Origin of the sequence: Caballeronia sp. (genome assembly GCF_049581465.1) — a bacterium.
GTDB lineage: Bacteria > Pseudomonadota > Gammaproteobacteria > Burkholderiales > Burkholderiaceae > Caballeronia.
This window is the reverse complement of sequence record NZ_JBAUSA010000422.1, coordinates 1-7,681: the sequence shown is the minus strand read 5'-3', so window position 1 is coordinate 7,681 and position 7,681 is coordinate 1. Positions and strand designations below refer to the sequence as shown.

Genomic DNA, 7,681 nt, shown 5'->3' with positions numbered 1-7,681 from the left:
GAGGTGGAGCGCGCGCGCGAACAGCAAGGCGGCGGCGAAGCGGACAACGCGCAGTTGCGCAGCGCTGCCGCCGCAGTGAAAAAGGCGGAACTGGATCTGGCCAATACGCAGATACGCGCGCGCTCGGGCGGCCTGATCACCGATCTGCGCACCGACGTCGGCCAGTTCGCCGCCGCCGGCGGCCCCGTGATGACGCTGATCTCCATACGCGATGTATGGGTGAGCGCGGATATGACCGAAAACAACCTGGGCCATGTCGAGCCCGGCACGCCGGTCGCCATCGTGCTTGATGCGCTACCGGGCGAGATATTTGAAGGACGCGTTCGCAGCATCGGCTATGGCGTCAGCGCCGGCCAAAGCGCGCCGCCTGGCGGCTTGCCGACCATCCAGAACAGCCGGGACTGGCTGCGGCCGGCGCAGCGCTTCCCGGTGATTGTCGAATTTGCCCCGGGTGCGGCACCGGCGGTTCGCGGCGTCCGTGTTGGCGGACAGGCGGAAGTCATGGCATTTCCCAGGCCGGGCAATCTGCTCAATCTCCCGGGCCGGGCGTTCCTGCGTGTGATGAGCTGGCTTTCCTACGTCTACTGATGGCAACCGTGTTCAAAGAACGTGAACCCCTCAGCCAGCGTCCGCTGCGCCTCGCGAGCGGCACTGCCCTGTGTCTTGCGGCCAGTTTCGCGCTCGACCTGCCGATTCCCGTGGTCGCGCCGGTATTCGCCGTGTTCCTGCTCGCTACGCTCAATCAGCCGCTGTCGTTCAAGGCCGCGATTGGTCTTGCGCTGGTGGTGATGCTGACCACCGGCTGCGGCCTGCTGCTCATCCCGTTGCTGCGCTACTACCCTGTCTCGGGCGTGCTGCTGATCGGTCTCGGTCTTTTCCTTGCCTTTCGCTACGGTCTGCGCGGCGGCAACAATCTGGTCGCGACCTTTCTGGTGGCTGGGCTGACCATGATATCCGCAGCCGGAACCGCAGATTATCAACTAGCTGTCACGGTCGTGGGTGCGCTCGTGAAGGGACTGCTGCTGGCCGTGCTGGTGCTGGCTGTTAGCCACTGGCTGTTCCCTGAACCCGCCAGGGGTCGCGCGCAGCCTGCTGCGCAGGTCCTGCCGGATGCCGAGGCCGGCCGGATCGCACTACGCGCGGCACTGGTGGTGATGCCGGCCTTCGTGCTGGCCCTGACCGATCCCGCTAGCTACATGCCGATCATCATGAAGTCGGTCAGTCTTGGCAGGCAAAGCTGCACGACGACGGCTCGCGGCGCGGCACGCGAACTCCTCGGTTCGACGTTGTTCGGCGGCCTGCTGGCAATCGTGTTCTGGTTTGCACTCAGGCTCTTCGTGGATCTATGGATGTTCTTCCTGTGGATGTTGCTGTTTGGCCTGCTACTGGGGCGCAAGCTCTATGCCGCCAGGCCACAGCGATATCGTCCCGGCTTCTGGCTCAATAGTCTCGTCACCCTGATCATCCTGCTCGGCCAGTCAGTACAGGACAGCGTGGCGGGAAAGGATGTCTATAGTGCATTTGCGGTGCGTATGGGGCTTTTTATTGCGGTCACGCTCTATGCCTGCCTGATGCTCCAGCTTCTCGATCAGCCCCGCCGTGTCCCGTAGCCTGCGCGAGGCGGACGAGACGCGGTGCTTGAATGCCAAAGTAATGCAGTCGATGCTCTGACTGTGATGCCGAGCCAGCCCTCAGTCGATATCCTTCGAGGACCGGACACGTTGCTGGACGCTTCCTGATCGCGAGAGGATCCCGCCATGGAGAATGCCGAAAAAGCTGCGGACGCCCCGCTGAGGGCCCGCCACGTGTTTATGGAGTTTGCCAGGACCCTCTGGTATCTGCGTGTGTTTCTCGCCAGTCTGCTGGCGATTTTCATCGTGCTTTCGGCGGTCATGCACTATGCCGGCGGTCCGGTGGATACGGCGACCCGAACGCCAGCATCGCTTGAACAAACACTGTACTTCTGCTCGATCACGGCGCTCACCATCGGGTATGGCGACGTGGTCCCCACGACTACCGTCGGCCGAATCGACTCTATCCTGCTCGGCGTGGTGGGGCTACTGATAACGGGCATTGTCATCGCAGCATCCGTTCGCGCTGTCCAGGAAGCCTCGCAACGAACGGCAACTAGAGACTAGGCTTCGCGCGTCAGCAGCCACTCGTGAATACGGGACGCGGCGGACTGCGAACGGGTTCCGTGTCCCGAGATTCTAGTAGCTTGAGCAGACGGTCAACCGAGGCGTCGGCTCGATTTATGGATGGCTCAGCGTGTTTAGCCAGTTACTTGCAAAGCCCGGATTCACGACGAACGGAAGCGCTGGAAGCTGTCGCCCATGGACCTCGAGTCGTGTCGGCGGGTGGTACGACAATTCACGCGCCCATGATGAGATGCTTCAGATGATCGATACCGGGTTCTCACCCTGGTTCGTCGCACGCACGCACGGACGACAAAAAGAAGGCGCGGCTCAATGTTACCAGTCACCTGCTAAGCTCGATTCCGTACGGGAGCTTGCCCCGCGAAAATACTTAGTCATAAAGCGAAGGATTATCGACTGGCTCTATCCGTTCGGGTATGTGACGGAAAAATTCTGATGTCGCAGGCGCTACATCGCGGAAACGAGATATATTGAGGAGAGTGCGATAGGATGGCATCGGACCGAAAACCGTCGCTCAATATCGAACTGTTTGGCGATCTGCTTCAGCAGATAATGCGTATGCAAGGCGGCAGTTCATCTGACTTGCCACGACCAAGAAGCTTCCTTAGTTTGTCTGGTAATTATCTCGCACTCAATTTGCCACTTCTACTTATGGTTTGATTTGTAATTATGGTGTAGTGCAAGCCGTCAAACCCCGTGGCCGCTGTACAAGACTCAGTTGCGTTGAGCATCGTCAACGCGTAAAGTTTGCAATCCATCTGAAGCTCGCATTTTTGTCATCAAACCGTCCAGGGCGCGTCATGTTAATTAACTGGATGTGAAGGTTGTCAGAAAAAAATGGAAGCATTTCCGCCGACAGGATCTTATTGAGCGGAAAGAAATGCTGTAATTTTATTGTAAATGATTCTAGACGGCCTATACTCCGTGAAGTCGACCTAGATGGTTCAGTTATTGGACCCCGACTTATCAGGACTACTGAGTCTGCGCGTATTGGAGATGCTGATGAGCAATCTGATCATGCAGGGCGGGGATCTGGCGATACGCATAGTCGAAATTTCAATGAGCTGGCTCGTTCGGCAGCGGTGTTTTCATCGACGCCTTCCCCTCGACGTACATCGGGCTACGAGCCGGAGGCCGCTCGGTGCTCAATCGCGTCCGTGTCAGTTTGATGATATCGAGGCAGATCCTACTACCCTTCCTTCGTGGTGATACCGGCATGTCGAACAAGCAGACTATGTCCGATGTGCGTGAGATCGCGGAGTCGACGCCGCGATTGAAGGGGTACGTTGTTGCGTGCGTGTCATGGTTACGGGGAGGAAGCCGCGGCACGCGCTGGATGCTGGATGCAAGGATTCCGCTGAAGGAGGTGCTTGAATTGATGCCGGTTCCGATGCTCACGATCGATCATCGGAACCGGATCACGTTTGCGAACGCCGAAACGATGAAACTGTTCGGTTACACCTGGGAAGAACTGGCTGGCGCGTCAGTCGGGATGCTGTTTCCGATTCATGCTTTGTATGACAACCATTTGACAGCTGAAGACCATAACGTTGAAAACAGAACCTCCGACGCCTCAAGGACGCAGGTGGTAGTTGCGCAGCGGCGTGACGGATTTGGTTTACAGACGAAAATCAGCGTAACGAAATATATGGGTAGCAATCAGATTTTGCAAATCACGGCGATATCGGATCGCAGTGCATGGGTGGAAGTAGATCGAAGCCGCGAGGACCTTGAACATCTCGCGCGCGTTTCATCTTTGGGGGAGCTTGCGGGATCTCTCGCTCACGAGTTGAAGCAGCCGCTTACCGCCATTTTGTTCAATGCGCAAGCGGCACAGAAATTCTTGGAGTCGGAGACGACCAACACGGCGGAGCTTCGTGATGCGCTGGGAGATATCATTACGGATAACTGTCGTGCGAACGAGATCATCCAAAAGATCCGGACATTGGTGCGCAAAGGCGATATCGAATTGCGACCCGTGGACGTCGGTGACATCGTGCGCGACGTCGGTCTTCTTGTGCATAGCGACGCAATCGCTCGCGGCGTTCGCACCAGCTTCGACATTTCGAACGACCTGCAGATGGTTTGCGGTGACAGGGTTCAACTCCAGCAGGTCGTACTTAACCTGCTGCTGAACGCATTCGACGCGGTCAAGGAATGTGCTCCCGCGGAACGTGTGGTCGAGGTAACCGTGCGCGAAGAACCGGATGAAGGCGTGCGCATCACGGTGAAAGACCGGGGAGTGGGCCTGACCGTGGACAAGATGCACAAAATCTTCAGGGCGTTTTTTACCACCAAACCTCAAGGGCTCGGGCTGGGTCTTTCTATCAGCCGGACGATTATCACCGGTCACGGAGGCCGACTATGGGCGGAGAACAACGCTGGCAAGGGAGCGTCGTTTCACGTAGCGCTGCCTCGGGCAACCCCCTTACGACAGGACAGCGGCTCGAAGTCGTCATGAGCCAGGCCACCCCCCGTGTTTTCATCGTTGACGACGATGAACGCGTACGATGCGCGCTCGCCCGATTATTGCGCGCCTCGGGCTATCACGTCGAAGACTTTGAGAGTGCCGAAGCATTTCTGAATGGAGCCGATCTGACGAGCGCGCCCGCCTGCCTCGTTCTCGATTTGCAGATGCCCGGCATGACGGGTCTGGAGGTGCAGCGCAAGCTCAACGAGCTTCTTCCAATCGTGTTCCTGACGGCGCATGGCGATGTCAGCACGAGTGTGGATGCGATGAAAGCCGGCGCACTCGACTTTCTAACCAAGCCGGTGTGCGAGTCCCTATTGCTCGCTGCGATAGATCGCGCACTCAAGCGTGCATGCATAGAGTGTGCGAAAAGAAGCCAAAGGGCCGAGATCGAGGAGCGGCTCAATCATCTCACGCGCCGCGAGCGCGAAGTCATGGCGCTCGTGTTGACGGGGCGGCTGAACAAACAGGTCGCCAGCGATCTGGGCGCAGCCGAAAAGACGATCAAGATTCATCGCGCCCGAGTGATGGAGAAGATGAAGGCAAGATCGATTGTCGAACTCGTTCGGCTTGCCGAAAGGGGCGGCGTGCACGCGGCAGATGACGACTAATCGCCCCCGTGGTCTGCTCGACACCGTCGGGGAGACATATTCGGGCCGGTTCACCGGGGCGAAAGCCCAGTGAACTAAAGCGCCTGATAGACCAAAGCCCTATATCCCATCTTGCTATCCGCCGTTAGGCTGAAGCTGCAAAGACTATTCTTCGGGGACCGGGCGGTCGCGTTATTGTATGGTCAATCTCAACCCAATCGTTGCTGTGATCGATGATGACGAATCGGTCTGCCGAGCCATCAAGCGTTTGCTGCGCTCCGTTGGTATCGGGGCAGAAACGTTTTCCAGCGGCGATGAGTTTCTGGATACGCTCTCGGCCATTCCGTCGTATCGGCCTGCTTGTGTGATTCTGGACATTCAGATGCCTGGAACTAATGGCCTGGAAGTCCAGCGTCAGCTTGCCCCGATGGGATTGCCTGTCATCGTGATCACTGCATACGACGAGCTTTCCGCTCGACAAACCGCGATTGGGTCTGGCGCTGCCGCGTATCTGCGCAAACCTTTCAACGGCGCAATTCTGATCAAGGCCGTGGAGATGGCGATAGGCCGCACGTCGCAGCCTTAGGGCATTTTTGCCCTTCCGGGCGATATGAGACTAAGGTCCGATTGTGTCCCTTTCTCACAGCTACCAAACTTAACTCAGTCAACGCGTCAACTCGAAGACTGGGAGTCTCGCATTGGATGCGCGGCTGAACTGCCCGAGGTGCGTGCGTGGCTTCGACGCGCGCGCCGTGTGGTGCGCTGCGCGGCAGCGTTCAAAGAAAATGCGGGGGCGTGCGTGATGAAATCCGGGTCAGTTTTACTCACGATTTTGCTCGGCGTTGTTGCATTCAATGTGTCGGCGGCCGACTTCGACGGCAGCAAGCCGCTGCTCTGCGCGACCGTGGACGCGCACACCTGCGATGCGGGAAGTACGTGTATCCGGTCCTTGCCGGAGGACATCGGGGCACCCAACTTCCTTTCCCTCGACTTCGCAAAGAAAGTCATCGTTGGACCCGCGCGCACGTCACCCATGCTTACCGTCAACCAAACCTCAAATCAGATCGTCATGGAGGGTATGGAGTTGGGATATGGGTGGACACTTGTCGTCGATTCGGGGGACGGCTCGATGACGTTAATGATCGTGAATAGCGCAAATGCATTTGTGCTGTTCGGCAACTGCACCGTCCGGTGATAAGGTGGCTCGCGCGATGAAAGCCGTCTCCGTCCTCCACACCATACGGTGGCCGAATTCTCGCGGCTCCCTGGCTAGATCGTTCTTGCTGCGTCGTCCAGCGCGCTCGCTCGCTGGGCGAACGCTGCTGCTTGTCGTTGCCGCTCTCACGTTGCTTGCCTCGTGCAAGAAGCCACCCGCCGGGCCGCCGGCAGTGGCGGCAGAAGTGACCGTGATGACGGTAGTGGCGCAGGACACGCCGGTCGATTTCGAATTCACCGCGCAGACGCAAAGCTCACGTGAAGTCGAGATACGTGCACGGGTCGACGGCTTTCTTGACAAGAGGGTGTACACCGAGGGCCAAGTGGTCCGTCCCGGACAGATCTTGTTCCTGATGGATCCCAAGCCATTCGAGGCTGCGCTGCAAACGGCGAAGGGCGAGCTTGCCCAGCAGCAGGCGAGGCTCTATGTAACCAAAGCCAACCTTGCCCGTGTGAAACCGCTCGCCGCACAGAACGCATTGAGCCAGAAAGATCTCGACGACGCGACGGGGAATGAAAAGCAGTCCGAGGCGGCCGTGATCGCGGCTCAGGGGCAGGTGGAGACCGCGCAGCTCAACCTCAGCTATACGACGATCAAGTCACCTCTCGCGGGGCTCTCGAGTTACGCCAGACAGCAGGATGGCAGCTATGTGACGGCCTCCGCCACCGGTTTGCTCACCTACATCTACCAGCTCGATCCGATGTGGGTCAACTTCAGCATCTCTGAAAACGAGTTGCTGGGTTACCGCGACCAGGAAGCCAAAGGCCGGCTGAAGTTTCCCGCCGACCAGGATTTCGTAGTGACCGTCGTGCTGGCGGACGGCTCGGTGTTTCCTGATCAAGGTCACATTAACTTCGCGAACCCGGCGTTTGACACGCAGACCGGCACGTTCCTCGTGCGCGCTTCGTTTGCCAATCCGAAGGGCACGTTGCGCCCCGGACAGTTCGTGCGCGCGCTGGTGTCCGGGGCGGTGCGCCCGAACGCGATCCTCGTGCCGCAGCGCTCCGTATTACAGGGTGCGAAGAGCCACTTCGTGTGGGTGGTCGACAACGAATCCAAAGCCCATCAGCGTGTGGTCGAAACGGGCGACTGGCATGGCGACAACTGGTTCATCTCCGACGGTCTCAAACCCGGCGATCGCGTCGTGGTTGACGGCGCGATCCGGGTCGTAGCCGACGTGCCGCTCAAGATCACCGGGGCGCCCAGTGCGCCCGCCAGTCAGCCAGCCGCCGCCAGCCCGCCGCCAGGC

8 protein-coding genes are annotated in these 7,681 nt (G+C 58.8%); all 8 read left to right on the top strand.

Going from position 1 to position 7,681, the window contains the following annotated elements:
* Positions 1-588 (top strand): HlyD family secretion protein (locus WCA53_RS10590; protein ID WP_423908891.1); only part of this gene is annotated, 588 nt, incomplete at its 5' end.
* 8 nt (positions 589-596) lie between these two features.
* Complete coding sequence (locus tag WCA53_RS10585; RefSeq protein ID WP_423908887.1) at positions 597-1,610, top strand: DUF2955 domain-containing protein; 1,014 nt, start codon at positions 597-599, stop codon at positions 1,608-1,610.
* A 147-nt stretch (positions 1,611-1,757) separates the two neighbouring features.
* Positions 1,758-2,138 carry a potassium channel family protein gene (locus tag WCA53_RS10580; protein ID WP_423908882.1) on the top strand — a complete coding sequence of 127 codons (381 nt, stop codon included), beginning with the start codon at positions 1,758-1,760 and terminating at the stop codon, positions 2,136-2,138.
* A 1,408-nt stretch (positions 2,139-3,546) separates the two neighbouring features.
* Positions 3,547-4,617, top strand: a complete 1,071-nt coding sequence (locus tag WCA53_RS10575) for an ATP-binding protein (RefSeq protein WP_423908879.1) — start codon at positions 3,547-3,549, stop codon at positions 4,615-4,617.
* Positions 4,614-5,237 (top strand): response regulator transcription factor, encoded by a 624-nt coding sequence (locus tag WCA53_RS10570; RefSeq protein WP_423908876.1) that lies wholly within the window; start codon positions 4,614-4,616, stop codon positions 5,235-5,237. The genes WCA53_RS10575 and WCA53_RS10570 overlap by 4 nt, the downstream gene beginning before the upstream one ends.
* Positions 5,238-5,415: 178 nt before the next feature.
* Positions 5,416-5,802, top strand: coding sequence for a response regulator transcription factor (locus tag WCA53_RS10565; RefSeq protein ID WP_423908873.1), 387 nt, complete (start codon positions 5,416-5,418; stop codon positions 5,800-5,802).
* A gap of 216 nt (positions 5,803-6,018) precedes the next feature.
* The gene (locus WCA53_RS10560; protein WP_423908870.1) at positions 6,019-6,411 is read left to right on the top strand and encodes a hypothetical protein; all 393 of its coding nucleotides are present in this window, start codon (positions 6,019-6,021) and stop codon (positions 6,409-6,411) included.
* 124 nt (positions 6,412-6,535) lie between these two features.
* Positions 6,536-7,681, top strand: a 1,146-nt coding sequence (locus WCA53_RS10555) for an efflux RND transporter periplasmic adaptor subunit (RefSeq protein ID WP_423908895.1), incomplete at its 3' end; no start/stop codon positions are given.

Coding starts and splice junctions, on each gene's coding strand:
- WCA53_RS10570 (WP_423908876.1), top strand. CDS start 4,614: ATGAGCCAGGCCACCCCCCGTGTTTTCATCGTTGACGACGATGAACGC.
- WCA53_RS10560 (WP_423908870.1), top strand. CDS start 6,019: ATGAAATCCGGGTCAGTTTTACTCACGATTTTGCTCGGCGTTGTTGCA.
- WCA53_RS10565 (WP_423908873.1), top strand. CDS start 5,416: ATGGTCAATCTCAACCCAATCGTTGCTGTGATCGATGATGACGAATCG.
- WCA53_RS10575 (WP_423908879.1), top strand. CDS start 3,547: ATGCTCACGATCGATCATCGGAACCGGATCACGTTTGCGAACGCCGAA.
- WCA53_RS10580 (WP_423908882.1), top strand. CDS start 1,758: ATGGAGAATGCCGAAAAAGCTGCGGACGCCCCGCTGAGGGCCCGCCAC.